Annotated in this window: 15 protein-coding genes; 7 read left to right on the forward strand and 8 right to left on the reverse strand. The window is 54.9% G+C overall.

The annotated features are described in order from the left end of the window. The first annotated feature begins 64 nt into the window (after positions 1-64). The 7 genes from mnmE (at position 65) to lpxO (ending at position 11,989) form a co-directional block, all read left to right on the forward strand. Positions 65-1,462 (forward strand): tRNA uridine-5-carboxymethylaminomethyl(34) synthesis GTPase MnmE, encoded by a 1,398-nt coding sequence (gene mnmE, locus ACFQPC_RS12075; protein WP_382272191.1) that lies wholly within the window; start codon positions 65-67, stop codon positions 1,460-1,462. 113 nt (positions 1,463-1,575) lie between these two features. Continuing rightward, on the forward strand, positions 1,576-3,966 hold the full coding sequence (gene hsdR, locus ACFQPC_RS12080) for an EcoAI/FtnUII family type I restriction enzme subunit R (protein ID WP_382272192.1): 2,391 nt from the start codon (positions 1,576-1,578) through the stop codon (positions 3,964-3,966). 25 nt (positions 3,967-3,991) lie between these two features. Further along, positions 3,992-5,470 carry a type I restriction-modification system subunit M gene (locus ACFQPC_RS12085; RefSeq protein WP_382272193.1) on the forward strand — a complete coding sequence of 493 codons (1,479 nt, stop codon included), beginning with the start codon at positions 3,992-3,994 and terminating at the stop codon, positions 5,468-5,470. Between the two features lie 81 nt (positions 5,471-5,551). Further along, on the forward strand, positions 5,552-6,706 hold the full coding sequence (locus ACFQPC_RS12090) for a restriction endonuclease subunit S (RefSeq protein ID WP_382272194.1): 1,155 nt from the start codon (positions 5,552-5,554) through the stop codon (positions 6,704-6,706). After that, a complete protein-coding gene (locus tag ACFQPC_RS12095; RefSeq protein ID WP_382272195.1) occupies positions 6,703-7,935 on the forward strand; it encodes a restriction endonuclease subunit S in 1,233 nt (410 codons plus the stop codon). Before ACFQPC_RS12090 ends, ACFQPC_RS12095 begins: the two co-directional genes overlap by 4 nt. Positions 7,936-8,646: 711 nt before the next feature. Continuing rightward, positions 8,647-10,875: an NADP-dependent isocitrate dehydrogenase gene (locus ACFQPC_RS12100; RefSeq protein WP_382272196.1), complete on the forward strand. Its 2,229-nt coding sequence runs from the start codon at positions 8,647-8,649 to the stop codon at positions 10,873-10,875. 214 nt (positions 10,876-11,089) lie between these two features. Then, entirely contained in the window at positions 11,090-11,989 is a 900-nt protein-coding gene (gene lpxO, locus ACFQPC_RS12105; RefSeq protein ID WP_382272935.1) for a lipid A hydroxylase LpxO, read from the forward strand. 140 nt (positions 11,990-12,129) lie between these two features. On the opposite strand, the gene ACFQPC_RS12110 is transcribed toward lpxO, so the two are convergent. The 8 genes from ACFQPC_RS12110 to phnD all read right to left on the reverse strand — a co-directional run bounded on the left by ACFQPC_RS12110 (position 12,130) and on the right by phnD (position 20,338). Further along, positions 12,130-12,357 (reverse strand): Lar family restriction alleviation protein, encoded by a 228-nt coding sequence (locus ACFQPC_RS12110; protein ID WP_382272197.1) that lies wholly within the window; start codon positions 12,355-12,357, stop codon positions 12,130-12,132. Positions 12,358-12,560: 203 nt separating this feature from the next. Beyond that, on the reverse strand, positions 12,561-14,417 hold the full coding sequence (locus tag ACFQPC_RS12115) for a DUF4153 domain-containing protein (protein ID WP_382272198.1): 1,857 nt from the start codon (positions 14,415-14,417) through the stop codon (positions 12,561-12,563). Positions 14,418-14,563: 146 nt separating this feature from the next. After that, positions 14,564-15,625 (reverse strand): porin, encoded by a 1,062-nt coding sequence (locus tag ACFQPC_RS12120; protein ID WP_382272936.1) that lies wholly within the window; start codon positions 15,623-15,625, stop codon positions 14,564-14,566. A 176-nt stretch (positions 15,626-15,801) separates the two neighbouring features. Beyond that, positions 15,802-16,629, reverse strand: coding sequence for a phosphonoacetaldehyde hydrolase (gene phnX, locus ACFQPC_RS12125; protein ID WP_382272199.1), 828 nt, complete (start codon positions 16,627-16,629; stop codon positions 15,802-15,804). Positions 16,630-16,644: 15 nt separating this feature from the next. Then, positions 16,645-17,739, reverse strand: coding sequence for an iron-containing alcohol dehydrogenase PsrA (psrA, locus tag ACFQPC_RS12130; RefSeq protein ID WP_382272200.1), 1,095 nt, complete (start codon positions 17,737-17,739; stop codon positions 16,645-16,647). A gap of 60 nt (positions 17,740-17,799) precedes the next feature. Then, the gene (gene phnE, locus ACFQPC_RS12135; RefSeq protein ID WP_382272201.1) at positions 17,800-18,651 is read right to left on the reverse strand and encodes a phosphonate ABC transporter, permease protein PhnE; all 852 of its coding nucleotides are present in this window, start codon (positions 18,649-18,651) and stop codon (positions 17,800-17,802) included. Then, complete coding sequence (phnC, locus tag ACFQPC_RS12140) at positions 18,648-19,475, reverse strand: phosphonate ABC transporter ATP-binding protein (protein WP_382272202.1); 828 nt, start codon at positions 19,473-19,475, stop codon at positions 18,648-18,650. Before phnC ends, phnE begins: the two co-directional genes overlap by 4 nt. Beyond that, on the reverse strand, positions 19,472-20,338 hold the full coding sequence (gene phnD / locus ACFQPC_RS12145; RefSeq protein WP_382272203.1) for a phosphonate ABC transporter substrate-binding protein: 867 nt from the start codon (positions 20,336-20,338) through the stop codon (positions 19,472-19,474). Before phnD ends, phnC begins: the two co-directional genes overlap by 4 nt. Positions 20,339-20,452 lie beyond the last annotated feature (114 nt).

Consider the following 20,452-nt stretch of genomic DNA (forward strand, 5'->3'; position numbering starts at 1 on the left):
AGCCCGTGTTGTTTGCGGGCTTTTTTGTTGCCTAAAACATCTGAACAACCTATAGAATTACTGCATGAACTTTGACTCTTCCCCCATCGCAGCAATCGCCACCGCTCCAGGCCGTGGCGGCATCGGCGTCGTACGCGTCTCCGGTAAAAATATCTCTTCCATCATCGAGGCAGTGTGCGCCACCAAAGGTGCCGAATTACAGCCGCGCCATGCGACTTTCACCAATTTCGTCAATGCCGATGGCAGCGTGATCGACCAGGGTCTGGCGATTTACTTCAAGGCACCGCATTCCTATACCGGTGAAGATGTGCTGGAACTGCAAGGCCACGGCGGTCCGGTCGTGCTGCAAATGCTGCTGACACGTTGCCTGGAAGCGGGTACTGATATCGGTCTACGCATGGCACAACCGGGTGAATTCACGCATCGTGCCTTCCTCAATGACAAACTGGACCTGGCGCAAGCCGAAGGCGTGATCGACCTGATCGAAGCCTCGACCGAAGCCGCCGCCAAGTCGGCCTCACAATCCTTGTCCGGCGCTTTTTCGAAAACCATCCAGGACCTGGTCGACAAGATCACCAACCTGCGCATGCTGGTCGAAGCCACGCTGGATTTCCCGGAAGAAGAAATCGACTTCCTGGAAAAATCCGACGCACGCGGCCAGCTCAATGGCATACGCGAGGCACTGCAAGCTGTTTTCACCCAGGCTTCACAAGGTGCTTTGCTGCGCGACGGCTTGAATATCGTATTGGCCGGGCAACCGAACGTCGGTAAATCTTCGCTGTTGAATGCTTTGGCCGGCAGCGATGTCGCCATCGTCACCGCGATTGCCGGCACCACCCGCGACAAGGTGATTGAAACCATCCAGATCGAAGGCATACCGGTCAACGTGATCGATACCGCCGGCATCCGCGATGCCAGCGATGCCACCGACGAAGTAGAGCGCATCGGTATCGAACGCACCTGGGCTGCAGTAAAGACCGCCGACGTCATCATCCACATGCTGGATGCCAACCGTGGCCCGACCCGGGCCGATGAACAAATCGTCGAACGCTTCCCGGAAAATATCCCGGTCATGCGCATCTGGAACAAGATCGACCTGTCCGGTCATCGCCCTGCAATCGACCGTATGCCGGATTCGACGCATATCTATGTGTCGGCAACCGACTTGCAAGGCATGGATTTGCTGCGCGGTGAATTGTTACGCCTGATCGGCTGGCAACAAACCGGCGAATCGCTATACCTGGCGCGCGAACGCCATCTGGTCGCCTTGAAGTCAGCACATGACCATCTGGAAATGGCGGCGCAACACGCAGCGCACGATAGCGAAGCAACCGACCCGGCCCTGGATCTGTTCGCCGAAGAATTGCGCCTGGCCCAGGAACGCCTGTCCAGCATTACCGGTGAATTCACTTCCGACGATTTGCTTGGCGTGATTTTCAGCCGCTTCTGTATCGGCAAGTAGTTATTTTTACAGACGATCTCAAGCCGTTTCGACATTACCGCAATTTGGTGATCAAAAAAACATTATGAATTCCAAACTGTGAGCACCACCGGAACATTGGAGGAAACCATCTGATGGATAAACTCCAATTCAGCGAACGTGACATTTGCACCAAGTTCATTACACCTGCTCTAGAGAGGGCCGGATGGGATGTTCTGACTCAGGTCCGCGAAGAATTTCTGCTGACCAAGGGGCGCATCATTGTGCGCGGTAAACTGCACACGCGTGGTCAGCACAAGCGCGCCGACTATGTGCTGTTCCACAAGCCCAACCTGCCCATTGCCGTCATCGAGGCCAAGGACAACAAGCATGCCATCGGCTCGGGCATGCAACAGGCTCTTGGCTATGCCGAAATGCTGCAAGTGCCTTTCGTGTTCAGCAGCAATGGCGATGGCTTCCTGTTTCACAACAAGATCGTCAAAGACGGTGTTATCGAACGCGAACTGAGCCTGGATGAGTTCCCCAGTGCCGATACGCTGTGGCAATGGTGGGCTGAGCATCAAGGGCTGAGCACGCAGCAACAGGCTTTGGTAGCTCAGGACTACTACAGCGATGGCAGCAACAAGACGCCCCGTTACTACCAATTGCTCGCCATCAACAAGGCCATCGAGGCGATAGCCAAAGAGCAAAAGCGCATTCTGCTGGTGATGGCCACGGGCACAGGCAAGACCTATACCGCCTTCCAGATCATCTGGCGGCTGTGGAAGTCGCGCGCCAAGAAACGCATCCTGTTCCTGGCAGACCGCAACATCCTGGTCGATCAGACCATGACCAACGACTTCAAGCCGTTCGGCGCAGCGATGACCAAGATCCAGAAGCGGCAAGCCAACAAGTCGTATGAAATCTACCTGTCGCTTTACCAGGCCGTCACCGGTAACGAAGAAGAACGGAACATCTACAAGCAGTTCAGCCCGGAATTCTTCGATCTGATCGTGATCGATGAATGCCACCGAGGTAGCGCTGCCGAAGATTCGGCCTGGCGTGAGATCCTGACGTATTTCCATTCCGCCACCCAGATCGGCTTGACCGCTACGCCCAAGGAAACCAAGGAAGTTTCCAACATCGACTACTTCGGCGAGCCCATCTACACCTATTCGCTACGGCAGGGCATCGACGATGGCTTTCTCGCACCCTACAAGGTGGTGCGCATCGACCTGGACAAAGACCTGACCGGCTGGCGTCCCGACAAGGGCATGCTCGACAAGCACGGCAACGAGATCGAAGACCGGATCTACAACCAGCGTGATTTCGACAAGATGCTAGTACTGGAACAGCGCACCCACGTGGTAGCGCGCAAGATAAGCGAGTACCTGAAAGCCAGCAACCGCTTCGACAAGACCATTGTCTTCTGCGACAACATCGACCATGCCGAACGTATGCGCCAGGCGCTGGTCAACGAAAATGCCGACCTGGTGGCGCAGAACCACCGCTATGTCGTGCGCATCACCGGCGACAATGAAGAAGGCAAGATGGAGTTGGATAACTTCATCTTCCCGGAAAGCAAATACCCGGTCATCGCGACCACCTCCAAGCTGATGACCACGGGCGTCGATGCCCAGACCTGCAAGCTCATCGTGCTGGATCAGCGCATCCAATCCATGACTGAATTCAAGCAGATCATCGGCCGCGGAACGCGCATCAACGAGGACTTCGACAAGTACTGGTTCACTATCCTCGATTTCAAGAAAGCGACCGAGCTGTTCGCCGATCCGACTTTCGACGGTGATCCCGTGCAGATCTATGAGCCAGGCCCAGGCGAGCCACCGCTTCCTCCAGATGAAGAGGATGAGGAGGCGTCACCTGACGATGAATTCACCTATCCCACGTCGGGCGACAACGCCACGTCTCTTGGTGGCATAGCCGAACCCCTGTCAGGCGAGGAAGGCAGCAATGTGCGCCGTTACGTTGTGGCCAATGTTGAGGTCAAGGTGGTGGCCGAACGGGTGCAGTACTTCGACGCCAACGGCAAACTGATCACCGAGTCCCTGAAGGACTATACTCGCAACACCTTGGCCAAGGAGTTCGCATCGCTCGACGATTTTCTGCGCCATTGGGGCAAGGCCGAGAAGAAGCAGGTTATCATTGAGGAACTTGCCAACCAAGGCATCTTCTTCGAAGCATTGGCCGACGAGGTGGACAAGCAATCCGGCAAAGATTTCGACCCTTTCGATTTGCTATGCCATGTAGCTTGGGACCAGCCCGCGCTTACTCGCAAGGAACGGGCTGAACAGGTCAAGAAACGTCATTACTTCGCCAAGTACGGCGAGCGGGCGCAAAAGGTACTCGAAGCCTTGCTCGACAAGTATGCCGACGAAGGCGTAGCAGCTATCGAGGAGACACAGATCCTCGCCATCGCTCCTTTCAACCGCTTGGGCACACCAATTGAACTGGTACGTGCCTTTGGCGGCAAGACCCAATACCAACAGGCTGTCAACGAGCTCGAGCAAGAACTCTACCGCGCCTGACCAGAACTAAACCCAGAAAGTATTCATGTCACTTGCAACTCTGATCAAAACCATCCAGGACATCATGCGCAAGGATGTCGGCGTCGATGGCGACGCTCAGCGCATCAGCCAGATCTGCTGGCTGATGTTCTTAAAAATCTTCGACGACAAAGAACAGGAGTGGGAACTAACTCAGTCCAATTACCGTTCGCCGCTGCAAAGCCGTTTCCGCTGGAGCAATTGGGCCAAGGATCCTGAGGGCATGACTGGCGAAGAATTGGTCGACTTCGTCAACAATGACCTCTTTCCTTCCTTGAAACAACTAGCCACCAAGGCAGGCGTGTCCGCGCAAGGCCGGGTGATCGGCTCGGTATTCGAGGATGCCTACAACTACATGAAGTCCGGCACGCTGCTGCGCCAAGTGATTAACACCATCGAAGAAGACGTGGATTTCAACTCGTCCAGCGACCGGCACCTATTCAACGATATTTACGAGAAAATCCTCGCCGACCTGCAGTCGGCCGGCAATGCAGGCGAGTACTACACTCCGCGTGCAGTCACGCAATTCATGGTCGATATCCTCGACCCGAAACTCGGCGAGAGCATTCTCGACCCGGCCTGCGGCACGGGCGGCTTCCTGACTTGTACCATCGAACACCTCAGGAAGCAGGTCAAGACGCCAGATGACAACCGGCTGGTGCAAGAAAACATCCACGGCGTCGAGAAGAAGCCCCTGCCGCACATGCTGGCCATGACCAACATGATGCTGCACGGCATCGACGTGCCTACCCGCATCCGCCACGACAACACACTCTCTCGGCCCTTCAAGGACTATGGCCCACGCGACCGGATGGACATCGTCATCACCAACCCTCCCTTCGGTGGCATGGAAGAGGATGGCATCGAGAAAAACTTCCTCGCCAAGCATCAAACCCGTGAAACCGCCGATCTGTTCATGGCCTTGATCATGCACTTGCTCAGACAAGACACGGGACGTGCCGCCGTAGTGCTACCGGACGGCTTCCTGTTCGGTGAAAGTGTGAAAACCACGCTCAAACGCGAACTGCTGGAAGAATTCAACCTGCACACCATCGTGCGCCTACCCAAAGGCGTGTTCGCCCCCTACACCAGCATCTCCACCAACATCCTGTTCTTCGAGAAGGGCGGCCCGACAAAGGACGTTTGGTTCTTCGAACATCCCTATCCGGCAGGCTACAAGAGCTACTCGCGCTCCAAGCCGTTGACCATTGAGGAATTCGATCTTGAGAAAACCTGGTGGGGCGGCCCACAACGCAAGGGACGCAAGACCACCGAGCATGCCTGGAAGGTCTCAGCCAAGGATCTCGCTGCTCGCAACTACAACCTGGACAGCAAGAACCCGCACGAGGTGGCTATCGAACTGGCTGATCTGGACGAACTGATGGCCGAATACCAAGACATTACCCGACAGTTACAAGCAGCCCAACAGGCGCTGAAAACCGAACTGCTAGCCACGCTCAAGACCACCAGCGGAGGGGCGAAATGAACGACCATTCCGTGTTCTTCAACAAGACCCAGCCCATGGGCGTGGTGGAGTACCAGATCGAGCGAGAACTGGGAGGCGAGTATGAATAAACACACCGCCGAACTGCTGGAAAAGCACTTCGATACCGCCTTTGCCGCACCCGATGGCATCAAGAAGCTCCGCGAGTTGATCCTGACGCTGGCCATGCAGGGCAAGCTGGTGCCGCAAGATCCGAGCGAGCAGCCTGCAAGCGATCTACTGCAAGAAATCGAAGCTGAGAAACAGCGGCTGGTGAAGGAAGGCAAGATCAAGAAACCCAAGCCCCCACTGCCGGAGACTGAAGAGGAAAAGCCGTATGCATTGCCGCCGGAATGGGAGTGGGTGAGGCTCGGGGCGATCGCTTCGTATATCCAGCGAGGTAAGGGGCCAAGCTACGTAGATTTTTCGACCCACAGAGTCATATCGCAAAAGTGCGTGCGCTGGTATGGCCTTGACCTAGAACCGGCTCGATATATAGATCCAGAATCATTGGAGAAGTATGAGTCCCTACGTTTTCTGCAAGGGGGTGATTTACTTTGGAATTCCACTGGCACCGGAACGATCGGTCGGGCCTGCCTTGTCCCAGATGATCTGAATAGCACAGAGCTTGTAGCGGACTCACACGTCACTATTGTTCGCGCTCTAAGTGTTAATAATCAATTCCTCTGGCGTTGGATTCAGAGCCCGTGGGTTCAAGCGGGCATCGAAACCTCTGCCTCGGGCACCACCAATCAGATTGAACTCAATACATCTACTGTCATAAATCACTTAATTCCTTTGCCGCCTCTAGCAGAGCAAAAACGAATCGTCGCCAAAATCGACGAACTGATGGCGCGTTGCGATGAGCTGGAAAAACTGCGTACTGCACAGCAGGGAGCGCGCCTGACCGTTCATGCCGCAGCCGTCAAGCAACTGCTGGACATCGCCGAACCCGACCAACACCAGCGCGCCCAGGCCTTCCTCGCCGAACACTTCGGCGAGCTCTGCACCGTTAAGGAAAACGTCGCCGAACTGCGCAAGGCCATCTTGCAACTGGCGGTGATGGGCAAGCTCGTCCCGCAAAACCCGGGCGACCAGCCAGCCAGCGAACTTTTAAAAGAGATCGAAGCCGGAAAACAGAGACTAGTGAAAGAGGGGAAAATTAAAAAAACCAAGCCCTTGCCACGAGTGACCGAAGAGGAAAAATCCTATAAGTTGCCGCAGGGATGGGAGTGGTGAGACTGGGAGAGGTAACCTCAAAAGTTACTGACGGAGATCATAAAACGCCGCCCCGAATATCATCTGGCTTCAAACTCCTTTCTGCAAAAAATGTTCGAAATGGTTTTTTGAGTTTTGATAATTGCGACTTTATTTCTGAACAACACTATCTAAAATCAAGAGAAAGATGTCTACCAGAGGCTGGTGATCTCTTAATTGTATCCGTCGGCGGAACAATTGGCCGCGCATCGCTTGTACCTCAAAACTCAGACTTCGCACTAGTTAGAAGCGTAGCACTGATAAAACCATTACTTCTGGATAGCAAGTATCTGAAATACTCCATGAACTCAGATTTACTGCAAGCATCTATTCATAGCAAAAAACGCGGCGGCGCTCAGCCATGTCTTTATTTATCGGAAATTGTTTTATTCCGTTTCCCTCTACCTCCTCTATTCGAACAAAACCGCATCGTCTCCAAAATAGAAGAACTAATGGCTCTGTGTGATACGCTGGATCAACACATCAACGCAGCCAGCAACAAACAGGCCGAATTGCTAAACGCGTTGATGCATACCCAATCGCAAGCCGAGGTAAAAGCAGAGCCGTCGCAAGCAGTGCCTTCATGCCCCCAAGTAATCAACTTGGCCGACTACCGCGCTACCATCGGCGGCTATATCATCAGCAAACTGGCCAACGCGCCGAGCTTCGGCCGAACCGCTGCCGCCAAGGTACTGTACCTGACGCAAGCACATATTGGCCTCGCGCTGGACCTGAAGCCCGAGCGTGAAGCTGCCGGGCCACTAGATACTTGGATTTATGAATTCGAGCGACAAGGGCAAAGCAAGCACTGGTTCGAGGTCAATGAAAAGACCTTGGCCAACGGCAGGAAAAAGACGGAGTACCGCCGCTTGTCAGCATTATCGGAGCCTGCGGCACAAGCTGAAACCTTGATGACACCCGCGCAGAAAACTGAATTTGACCGTCTAATCTACGCCTTGGCAGACAAGAAGACTGAAGAAGTCGAGATCATCGCCACGCTTTTTGCAGTCTGGAATGATTTTCTGATCGATGGTACTCAACCGACGGATGCACAGATCATCTCAGATGTTCGCGAAAACTGGCACGAACGTAAAGCACGTTTTACATCTCAAGAGCTTAAGCAATGGCTTGGTTGGTTGCGCAAAGAAAACTTCATCCCTCGCGGACTTCCTCCAAGAACCGTCCAACAATCCAAACTCGGATTTGATTAACAATTAATAGCCAGCAAACTCAAATACTGCGACAGCCCAACCGTCTGCTTGCATAATCAAGCAGGCAGTTTGGCCTTTTTGCTTGCCCTTGCGCAGCACCTTCCAGATGGCTCCCATATTCAGCCTGGCTAAATAACTTAACAATCGCTCGCGTATTCAGCGTCTGCGTTCATCCCGCATTTCTCAGCACCCAGCGGTACGGTTGTCCAGGCAGTCGATCAAAGCGGACGCCAACATCAGCGCTACAGGTTTTACCCGCTGTATCCCGTTCATATGATTTCTCCCTGCCTGTGACGGTACCTATCAACTGAGCAGTATTCATCTCCGTCTGAGCAGCGGGGAATAGGACGCTTCCCGAAAGGTCAGCCCCGGCCTTGTGAATACTGGTTTTGCCTGCGCAAACCCATATAACTCTTGTGGATTTGTCACAATAAGCAGTCAGGTATGCGGATGCGACCACAGTTGGGTACAATTTGGGATTCCAGTCACACTGAAACTGAATTGGCGACCACAGATCTGCCATCAAGAGACCCGTGTGATACTCAGCCGCCCCTGCAACGGCAAGCAGTAACAATATGCACGTGTAACCGTCGTGGATGGCGACCCGGGCATACAGCAGATGTTCCACACTAACGTGTCATCGCATCGATCGACGGCAAGAGCCGCTCTTTGCTTTGATATTTCTTTACCTCAGCACAATAGGAAATGACCATGCCCGCACGTTCGAAGATTATCTATACCCTCACTGACGAAGCGCCTGCGCTGGCAACGTATTCATTACTTCCTATCGTCGAAGCATTCACCCGCACTTCCGGCATCGCCGTTGAAACCCGCGACATCTCGCTGGCGGCCCGCATCCTCGCCGCTTTCCCCGACTATCTGGACGACAAGCAAAAGATTGCACCGGCACTGGCCGAACTCGGCGAGCTGGCGACCAAAGAAGAAGCGAACATTATCAAGTTGCCGAACATCAGCGCCTCGATCCCGCAACTGAAGGCCGCGATCAAGGAATTGCAAGGGCAGGGTTACAAACTGCCGTCCTATCCGGATGAAGCGAATAGCGCCGAAGAAAAAGACGTCAAGGCACGCTACGACAAGATCAAGGGCAGTGCGGTCAATCCGGTGCTGCGCGAAGGCAACTCGGATCGCCGCGCACCTTTATCGGTCAAGAACTATGCACGCAAACACCCGCACAAGATGGGCGCCTGGTCTAAGGATTCGAAAGCGCATGTCGCACATATGGACCATGGCGATTTCTACGGCAGCGAAAAATCCGCACTGATAGCACAAGCCGGCAATGTGAAGATTGAACTGTTTGCAGCCGATGGCAGCAAGACCGTATTGAAAGAAAAGACCGCGGTCAAAGCAGGCGAAATCATCGACGCGGCAGTGATGAGCCGCAATGCCTTGCGCAGCTTCATCGAAGCACAAATCGTCGATGCCAAAGCCAAGGACGTATTGTTCTCGGTGCATCTGAAAGCAACGATGATGAAGGTGTCCGACCCTATCATCTTCGGCCAGGTCGTTTCGGTATTCTACAAAGATGCTTTGACCAAGCATGCAGAAGTATTGAAGCAAGTCGGCTTTGATCCTAACAATGGCATCGGCGATTTGTACGCCCGCATCAAAACCTTGCCGGCCGATACCCAGGCTGCGATCATCGCCGATGTCGAAGCTGCTTACACCCAGCGTGCGCAACTGGCGATGGTGAATTCCGAAAAAGGTATTACCAACCTGCACGTCCCTAGCGATGTGATCGTCGATGCATCAATGCCTGCAATGATCCGCGATTCCGGCAAGATGTGGAATGCAGCCGGCGACTTGCAGGATGCGAAAGCCGTGATCCCGGATCGCTGCTATGCCGATATTTACCAGGTCGTCATCGACGACTGCAAACAAAACGGCCCGTTCGATCCGGTCACCATGGGCAGCGTACCTAACGTCGGCCTGATGGCGCAAGCCGCCGAAGAATACGGCTCACATGACAAAACCTTCCAGCTCGCCACGGACGGCGTGGTGCGCGTGACAGATGAAAGCGGCAAGGTATTGCTGGAACAAAAAGTCGAAGCCGGCGACCTGTTCCGCATGTGCCAGACCAAAGATGCGCCTATCCAGGACTGGGTCAAACTGGCCGTCAATCGTGCCCGCGCCACCGGCACACCGGCCGTGTTCTGGCTGGATGCCAAGCGTGCACACGATGCGCAAATCATCGCCAAAGTGAATCACTACCTAAAAGACCACGACACCAAAGGCCTGGACCTGCGCATCCTGTCGCCGGTGGAAGCGACTAAATTCTCGATCGACCGCATACGTGCCGGCAAGGATACGATTTCGGTCACCGGCAATGTCTTGCGCGATTACCTAACCGATCTGTTCCCTATCATGGAGCTGGGCACCAGCGCCAAGATGCTGTCCATCGTGCCTTTGATGGCGGGTGGCGGTTTGTTTGAAACCGGTGCCGGTGGTTCCGCACCGAAACACGTACAGCAATTCGTCGAAGAAGATTTCCTGCGCTGGGATTCACTCGGCGAATTCATGGCATTGGCCGCTTCGCTGGAACACCTCGGCAATGCCTACGGCAATGCGAAAGCACTGGTACTGGCGAAAACCCTGGACCAGGCAACCGGCAAATTCCTCGATACCGACAAGTCACCGGCACGCAAGGTCGGCGGCCTCGATAACCGCGGCAGCCATTTCTACCTCGCACTGTACTGGGCGCAGGCACTGGCCGAGCAAACCGAAGATCCGGACCTGCAAGCGCAATTCAAGGGCCTGGCCAAAGCGCTCGCCGACAATGAAGCCACCATCGTGGCCGAATTGAAGGCGGCACAAGGCAAGCCGGTCGATATCGGTGGTTACTACCACCCGGATGTCAGCAAAACCAGCAAGGCCATGCGTCCAAGCAATACGTTGAACCAGGCTTTGGACGCAGTCGCCTAATTCACAAGCCAACCCATCGCTCCAGGGATCGCTGCCACTCGCGCAGCGATCCGTACCATGCTTAGCCGCAACAAGAACTGCGGCTGACCACGGCCTTGCCCGTCCAAATCCCCGCGTTTGTTAAGATAATGTTCAGATTGCAACACTCCCTGCAGAGCCCGCTGCAGTTGGGTACAATTTGCCTTTCGCCCTGTCTGTACTATTTCTACCGATGATTAAATGGACTCTGATCACGCTGTTCCTGGCCAGCGTTTGCTATACACATTACCGCGGCAAGATACGGCATAAATGGTTGCGTCAGTCGACTGACCATTCGACTTTCATGGCGCCTATCAATGCGTTCATGACGCTGTTTTCCAGCCTGCCGGACAAGCCTTACCACGACGTCAACAGCTATCCGGAACTGAAAAAGCTGGCCGACCAGTGGGAAGTGATCCGCGATGAAGCCGTTGCGCTGCAAAGCGAAGGCGGTATCAAGGCCTCCGCCAAGATGGACGATGCCGGTTTTAATTCCTTCTTCCGTCGCGGCTGGACCCGTTTTTACCTGAAGTGGTACGGTGACAGCCATCCGTCGGCAATCGCCCGTTGCCCGCGCACGGTGGAAATCCTCGATTCGATCCCGTGCATCAAGGCGGCGATGTTTGCGCAATTGCCACCGGGCGCTGACCTCGGCAAGCACCGTGATCCGTATGCCGGTTCGCTGCGCTACCACCTCGGCCTGGTGACGCCGAATGACGATCGCTGCTTCATCAATGTGGATGGCGTCGATTACAGCTGGCGCGACGGCGAAGCGGTGATTTTCGATGAAACCTATATCCACTGGGCCGCCAACAATAGCGACAAGAACCGCATCATCCTGTTCTGCGACCTGGAACGCAAGATGAAGTGGGGCTGGGCGCAAGCGGTGAACCACTGGTTCAGCAACACCGTAATGTCGGCCACCGCAGCGCCTAACGATATGGAAGACCGCACCGGCGGCGTGAACCGCGCCTTCAAGAATATCTATGCGATCCGGGCCAACGGCAAGAAGCTGAAGGCTTATAACAAGCCGCTCTACTATCTGGTGAAGTGGTCTATCCTGCTCGGTATCGTGGCAGCGATCATCATGATCTGATGTAAACGGACGGAAACACAAAGCTCGCTACGGCGGGCTTTTTTTATTGTCGCTCACATGCGGTGGGCATGCGCTAAAGCGGGCGCACAAATAAAAATGGCCTGGTTGCCCAAGCCATTGATGTGGTTACGGATGAATATCTAGTGGTGCACGGCGGGGATTTCCAGCCGCTTGTTCCAGGCAGTTACTGCGTTTTCGCTATTCCTGGCTTCCGTGTTGCCGCTGAAATGCGCAGTGTTGTGGTTGAGGGTGCAACTTTCACTCGTGCAATGCACGTAGCTGTAAGGCAATTCGGATTCAAGGTAATGGGCTTCTTTCAGTTCTGCCTTGCTGCCGCAGAACGGACAGGATTTCAGTGCTTTATCCATTTTTTTCCTCCAAGTGATTGCGTTATATCTCTCAGTTTGGTCCCATCGTTTGATAACTTGGATACTCAAGAGTTCAGCCGAATTCCCCTTAATAAAAATGAGTTGTTGTTGATGCCTGATGAAGGGCTGCAGTGACGCAGCCACTCGATTTAAATTCTAGTACAAATTTAAAAGTAAAGTTTGAAGTAAAACCGATAACCCTATTACTTGTGGCTATATTGCTCCATTGTTCCCCGCAGCACATTGCATTTCAATTGGTCGTTCAACCACGGCTGCACATGCAGACGTTGACCCGCCACCTCCAGATCCTGGAACAGCGGCGGTGTGCTGCGGAAGCGACCAGCAGCCAGCGCTTCGGCTACTTCCTTGCAGCCGGCATGGCCGGTCATAGACCCGGCCGGTTTCCACGAGCCATCGGTTTGCTGCGCAAACACGACGAAGTGACCGTAATCCTGCTCATTTTTCAACAGGATCTCGGTTTTGCCGTCGCCGTTCAAATCCAGTAGGTAGGCATTGCATTTGCTGTTTTGCAATTTAAGGCAGTCAGGCAGCAAATAACTACTCCCGCCATCCCCCCAATTCTGCTTCAGGAAAGCTTCCGGCAAAGTCTGACCTTTCGGCCAGACCGCTATGTTGGCGGCACGTGACTGGCTGTTCGCATCCGGATCCTGGCGGCTCCAGCGATTTTTCTTTTCCAGCGCGGCAGATGCACGTTTGCTGATCACCGCCGCATCCGGACCTTCCGCTTTTTCCTTGAATGCTTTCAAGGCCCTGTCACCGTAGCGCGCCCCTTCAAAGCGGAGATATTCAAAATCAAACTTATCCGCGCTGACCTGGCCGGACTGCAAGCGTGCCAATTGATTGGAGACCGAAATTCGCGCCGGATCTGCCACCGGAGTAAACAGGGCCAGCAGTGTCGCCAGGATCAGGAAGGAGGTCAGGACATTGACCGCCGCTATGCGCGCCAGCCAGACTCCGCGTTCCAGTGCCGCCCACAGATAACCGCTGGCGTAGCAGGTAGCCACCAACAGACAGGCGGCAGCAATCACACGATCATGGCTCCAGCCATATTGCTGCACACGCAAAGTCAGCGAATAGATGGCGATCAGTGTCATCGGCAACAACAGTAGGCACGCCAGTCGCGCGCTGATACGCAGTACACGTGCGACTTCCTTGCCGACTTCACCACCCTGGAATGCCGCATTGATCAATATCACCAGGGTAGCGCTGGCACCGAGCAAGACCGAGGTCGCATGCCGCGTCGCCCATAACGGTTCCAGTCCGGTGAACGGCAGGGTCAGCAAAAAGCCGCCCACGATCAGAGCCGTAATCGGCAACAGCCAGGACATCAGTACCAGCAACAGGCTGCGTATGCCACGCACGATGCCAGGTCGCACATCGGTTATATGAAGCGCGGTAGAGAAAGCAAAGGTGATGACCGGAATCGCAAACCATGACTGTTCCAGCAGCTTTTGCAGGAAATTGACTTTGACCAGCATGAACAGCGTCGCGCCCAGCCACAGGATCAGCCACAAGACGGCGACGAAGAGGATGGAAAACTTGATCTGGATGATCAGCTTCCACGCCGTTTCAAAGTAAGTCGGGTAACGCGCGATGCGTTTGTCATCGGCCGCAGCGGCGAGGACCAGGGCATGCGCTATATAAAAACCGCCGGTGACGAATAACAGTACCAGCGTAGAGGGCGTGCGCCGGACGCCATCCACACCGAACCAATCATTGCTGTCGATATAGCCTATGCGCCAGATATCGTAGACACCCATTAACACGCATATCACGGCGGCGGCTATCATCCAGATCCACATCCGGCGTGCGTTCAGATGCCCCAGTCCAGAGATGAAGAGTATCGGCACGAAGACAAAGATCATCGTCAGCGGCGAGAACAGATAGCCGTTGTTAGCAGGCCAGAATTTCTCTTTCAGGCTGAAATAGAGTGCATACAGGATTGCACCCTGCAGCAAACCCGTCAGCAGGCGCAGGCGCGCGACGCGATCGGTGACGATGGCCCGGGGTATCGAAAGTTCTTCATCTGCCGTGTGCATGTTTGCTCTCGCTGTTAATTGTCGGATGAGGAATGCAAGGCTGATCTTACCTAATTATTGCGGCAGACAAGACTCATTTTCCAACATCCGACAGCGGAAGCCATGCGGCACGACTACAGACGATTCAGGTGTGCCGAACGGTCCGCTTAAAACCGATGCTGGATACCGGCAAGCATACCGGTTTGATTATCAGCAAAACCTTTGTCATCGCGCGATACGCCTGTCAATTGGCCGTTCTTGGCCTTGGCGTAAGCAGCGCTTAAGTACAGGTCCGTACGTTTCGACAAGGCATACTTTGCGCGCAAAGTAAGCATGTATGGATCTGCATCAGTGCCGGCCGCAACATTCTTGATGTCCTGATAGGACAGCAGGGCAATTAGGGTCAAGGCCGGGGTCGTTCTGTACGTCAGGCCGCCCCAGTAGAAATTGCTGCGCAAGTCGGCTGCGTTATTCGCAAAGGTCTTTTTGTAATTACGGTAGCCGAGGTCCAGTCCCCAGGTATCGTTGAATTGATAGTCAGCGGCCAGATGCGCGATGGTGGCTTTATCGTATGCACCCAAGCCATTGGCCGCACCATTCGCGCGTTGTACCGTTGCTGCGAGGTGTAATGGGCCACGGTCGTAACCGGCACCGAGGTCGAACTGGGAACCGGCCTGGTTGTTGCCGGCAACTTCACCAAAGCCATAGTTTGCGCCGACTTTGAAGTCACCGAATTTGCCCAGGTATTTGACCATGTTCGGGCTATTAGTCACCATGCCATCTTTGCGATCACCGGTTGCACTGCCTGCGGTAACCCATGAGTAAGCAGCCGAATAACCGGTCGGGTCGAATTGTCCGATGAAATCATAGGTGGTGGTGAAAGAGCGTCCGGCGACGATACGGCCCCAGCTGCCTTCCAGCCCGACGTTAGCCTGGCGACCAAAGAAGTCCGGGGCGTCTTGCGCACCGGTATCTACCTTCAGGCCACTTTCCAACTGGAATACGGCCTTCAAACCACCGCCCAGATCTTCAACGCCACGGAAGCCCAGACGTGAAGTGTTCATGGTGCCGGAATTCAGGCGGGCCAGACCGTCTTTATTCGCATTGGCGTTGTTCACATACTCGACGCCGGTATCCATGATGCCGTAGATAGTGACGTTGGATTGCGCATAAGCGCCGGTGGCCATCAGGCCAAATGCGGCGAACATTGCTGTCGCCAGGTTTTTCATTTTCATTTTTTAAATGCCTCAAGAATTGGATGTTGTCGTCTGTTGATACTTGTTTGTGCAATTCGATTACGCGGTACAAATTTATTGCGTGCTGCGGATGCGCCCCCTTTCTGTATGCTATGACTACAGTCTGTAAGGCCCATGGCGCCTGTTGCGGCAATTGCTATCCGGGCGCGTCAGGGCCGCTCCCCCGCTTGCAGGCGGGCAGAGATTTGCTGCACTACGAGGGGCAAGTCGGCGACGCTATCAATTACATAGTGCGCGCCGGCCTCGCGCAGACGCTGTTCCGCGTTGGCCTTCAGGCTTGCAAGTTGTTCCGGTGGCAGTTGAGTGAGTTGTTCCTGCGTACAGCCGACCTCATTACCGGACAGGGAAACACCAACGCTCCACATCCCGGCACGCAAACCTTCATGGATGCCGGGTACGGTGTCATCAACCTTGATACAAGCAGCGACGTCGCCGATCTTCAGTGCCAGCACATTCGCGAGTGCCATATACGGGCCAGGACGGCCGCCGGCAGCCAGTTCATCACCGGCAATCACATGATCCGGTGCGATACCTTCCTGCGCCGCCAGTGGCAGCAGTATGTTCAATACCTCACGTGGATAACCGGAGCAGGAACCTACTTTCAATCCTTGCGCACGCAAGGCCGCCAATGTGGCGGCCGCACCGTCAATAGGCTGCGAGTATTCACCGACCTTGGCGATTTGCATCGGCATGAAACGCGCATAGAGGGCGTCGACATCCTGATCGGTTGGTGGCTTGCCCACGCATTGCTGCCACTGCTCGGCGATGACCGCATCATCCAGCAAGGTGCGGATGTGCTGCCATTTGGATAAACCCATAGGGCCGCGCGCCTGCTCCAGGCTGATGTCCATACCGAAACTCTTGAAGGCATCGACAAAGATTTGTGTGGGTGCCAGTGAACCGTAATCGACCAGTGTGCCGGCCCAATCAAAGATGACAGCTTCCAGTGGAATGGCCGGTTTAGCGGAGTTGAGCATGATGTGTCCTTAGTATTAAATGGTGCTTGCGATGTTGGAAATGAAGTTGCGACCACGTGGCCCTTGCAGCGCGCGCTGCACCAGGCCATCCATGTCGTCGCCTATGCCGTAACTGGCGGGATCGGTACTCACACCCAGGCCTTCGAGGAAGGCAATCAGGCGCGCAACCGCCATGTCGGAATTGGTGGCGTCGAAGATTTGCAGCAGGAGTACATCGACTTGCGCATCCTTGCCGAATGCAAGGCGCATGACGTGCGGTAGCGAGAACGAGCAGGCAATGCCGTGCACTACGCCGTGGGTCAAGGTGATGTCATATGAAAGTGAATGTGCGAGTGCAGTCTTGGTATTCGAGAATGCCAGACCCGCCTGCAGCGCCGCGCAAGCCATGCGTTCACGCAACTGCAGATTGGCGAGATCGCTCATCAGCAAAGGCAAGCCGGCAAGAATTTCGCGGGCCGCGCTCAAAGCGAGGCTGGACGAAACCGGATTGCGATTGACGTTCCAGATCGCTTCCAGCGCATGCGATAGTGCATCGAGTCCGCTTGCCAGCGTGGTAGCCGCCGGTACGCTCAACATCAGCGTTGCATCTATCACCGCGGTTTGCGGCCAGGTCCATGGACAATGCAGTGAATATTTACTGCCGGCTTCCGCATCCCATACCGTGGCCCACGGCGTCACTTCGCTACCCGTGCCGGCGGTGGTGGGAATGGCAATCAAAGCCTTCGCGCCTGCGCCGGATAGCTGTGTGCCACCACGCAAGTGTTCCAGCAGTTCATCGAAACTTCCCGAGGGGGTCGGTGCCAGCATGACTTTGGCACAGTCGATGACACTCCCGCCACCAAGCGCGATGATGCACTCGACATCTGCGTAACGTTGCCAGATCCGTTCATACAGCGCCGCCAGCCAGCTGACGTCGGGATTTGGTTGTACCGCGTTTTCGATACCGACCAGATGATCGCCCAGCAACTTCGCAACTTGTCCTTCGATGCCGAGTGCGGCCGCTTCCGGAAAGGTAATCAGTAGTGCACGCCTGTCACCAAGCAAAGTTGCAAGGCGTGACAAGCCCTTGGTGTCGGCATGAACCGACACCGGATTGTGATAATTCCACATGGTTGGTTTTTTCTAGAGTGAAAGTTCGGGTGAACTTCCAGGACTTACACCGCAGTGATATCAGTGCGTGCGACCGTCCTGGATCATTTGCCGCAAGCGGCTCGATAGTGTGTCTGCTACCACCACCATCAGGGTCACCACGACGATGCAGGTCGCGGTTTCCTGGTACTTGAATAGCTTGAGGCTGTTGACCAGTTCAAAGCCCAGACCGCCGGCACCGACCATGCCCAGCACAGTGGCCTGGCGCAGGTTGACTTCGAAGCGATACAGTACGGTGGCTATCCATGCAGTGATGACTTGCGGCAGTACACCGAAGGCGATGACTTGCAGCGGACTGGCGCCGGTAGCCCGCAATGCTTCGAGCGGACCTTCATCGATTTCTTCTATGCTTTCGGCAAAGAATTTGCCAACCATGCCGATGCCATGCAAGGCCAGCGCCAGCACACCGGGGAAGGGACCGAGGCCGACGGCCGAAACGAAGATCAGGGCCAGGATCAATTCATTGATGCTGCGTGTGATGTTGAGGAATTGGCGCACCGTCTGGTAGACGAGGCGATTTTTGTTCAGGTTGCGCGCCGCCAGGAAGGAAACCGGGATCGCACCAAGCACGCCCAGCAATGTGCCCCACAAGGCGATTTGCAAGGTTTCAATCGCAGGCGCAACCAGGGAGCCGAGTATGCCCCAGTTCGGCGGGAAGGAACGGCTGAGGAAATCGCCGATTTGCGGCAAGCCATTCGCCAGTTCGGTCCAGCTCAGCTGTGTGCCTTTTGCGCTCCATGCCAACAGGAGCGCGACCATGACTACTGCGACTATGAATAGCAACCAGGCCTGCAGGGTCAGCGGACGCGGACCGGTCCAGATATAGTCGTGATAGCTTGCATCATCGCGCGTGGTTTGTAATGAGGCGCTCATGACAACGCTCCTTGCAATGATAATTCTGTAGAACGCTGGACTTCGGCATGGGTCGCTGTTTCATAGACACCAGCTTGCGCCGTCTTATCGAGACCGCCATAGATCAGGTTGATATGCGAATCCCTCAGCTCATTGCTGCGGCCATCGAACACCAGCTTGCCGCCGGCCAGGCCGACTATGCGGTCACCGAATTCACGCGCGTGTTCCACCTGGTGCAAATTGCAAATCACGGTGATGCCCAGTTCACGGCAAGCATCGCGCAAGTACTGCAAAACCAGGCGAGCGGTTTTCGGATCAAGGCTGGCGATAGGTTCGTCCGCCAGGATGACTTTCGGGCGCTGTGCCAGTGCGCGGGCAATGCCGACGCGCTGGCGCTGGCCACCGGATAATGCATCAGTGCGCTCTCCCGCCTTGTGTTCAAGCTCGACCCGGCGCAGGCAATCCATCGCCAGCGCCACATCCTGCCTGGAAAACAATTGCAGCAAGGAAGACAGCGTCGATACCTGGCCGAGGCGACCGGTCAATACATTCTTCAGCACCGATAAGCGCGGCACCACATTGTGATGCTGGAAAATCATTGCCACTTGCTGGCGCAAGCCACGCAGGTTACGACGACTCGCGGTGTTGGTGGCGTCGAAGCCGGCGACGGATAGCTCACCACCACTCGGCGTAATCAAGCCGTTGATACAACGCAGCAAGGTAGATTTGCCGGCACCCGACGGACCGAGCACCACCAGGAATTCACCCGGCACGACATCCAGGTCGATACCGCGCAGCACGACATTCTTGCCGTATTGCTTGGTGAGGGAACGGATCTTGATCATTTCATCCCCTTGAGATCAAGGTTGAGGATCTTTGCCGCATCGCGTACGACGTTGTATGCATTGTCATCTGTCGCAACAAAGCCGTTCAGGATGCCCTGGTCGCCCCATTTGACGTCCTTGATATTGGCAAAGGCTGCAGCGATCTTTTTCTTCAAGGCCGGGTCCAGGTCCTTGCGCCAGACCATAGGCGACTCCGGAATATCGGGTGACGACCAGACGATATTGAAATCGGATTCCTTGACGACACCCTTCGCAATCGCAGAAGCCAGGATGCGATCAGCTACCGCGGCTGCATCTACCTTCTTGTTCGCCACCGCCAAAATACTGGCGTCATGTGAACCTGAGAAAATCACGCGGGAAAAGTACTTGTTTGGATCGATATTGTTTTTACGCAGGCCGGCACTCGGAAACAGATGGCCGGAAGCAGAGGTCGGATCAACGAAAGCCATGGTCTGGCCTTTCAGTTGCTCGATGTTTTGGATGCCGCTGTCCTTGCGTACGATGATCAGGCTCTTGTAGAAGCTCTTGCCGTTCTTCTTGGTTTCGGCAACGGAGAAGGCTTCCACATTGGCGACCGAGCTGGCGAGTACATAGGAAAAAGGACCGAGATAGGCGACGTCCAGTTTCTTCGCACGCAAGGCTTCGATGATGCCGTTGTAATCGGTTGCGATGAATGGCTTGACCGGCATGCCCAGTTGTTCCTGCAGGCTGCTGATGACTTGCTTGCTGTTTTCCAGCATGGCTTGCGCATCTTCGGCCGGAATCAGGCCTATCGTCAGTGTCGGTGCTGCCAAAGCTGCCTGGCTAAAGAGCGAGACACTGAAAACGCTCATGCAAAGTGCTAAAAGAAAACGTCGTTTCATGATTGATCCTTAATCATTGCCGTGCTGGTCGGTAAAGAAAACAAATACGGGATGGCATTTGTTTCGAACAGACGCAAGGTTAAGGACGATTTATGACAAGCTTATTATCGATAT

This window comes from Herminiimonas glaciei, assembly GCF_042664955.1.
GTDB lineage: Bacteria > Pseudomonadota > Gammaproteobacteria > Burkholderiales > Burkholderiaceae_D > Oxalicibacterium > Oxalicibacterium glaciei.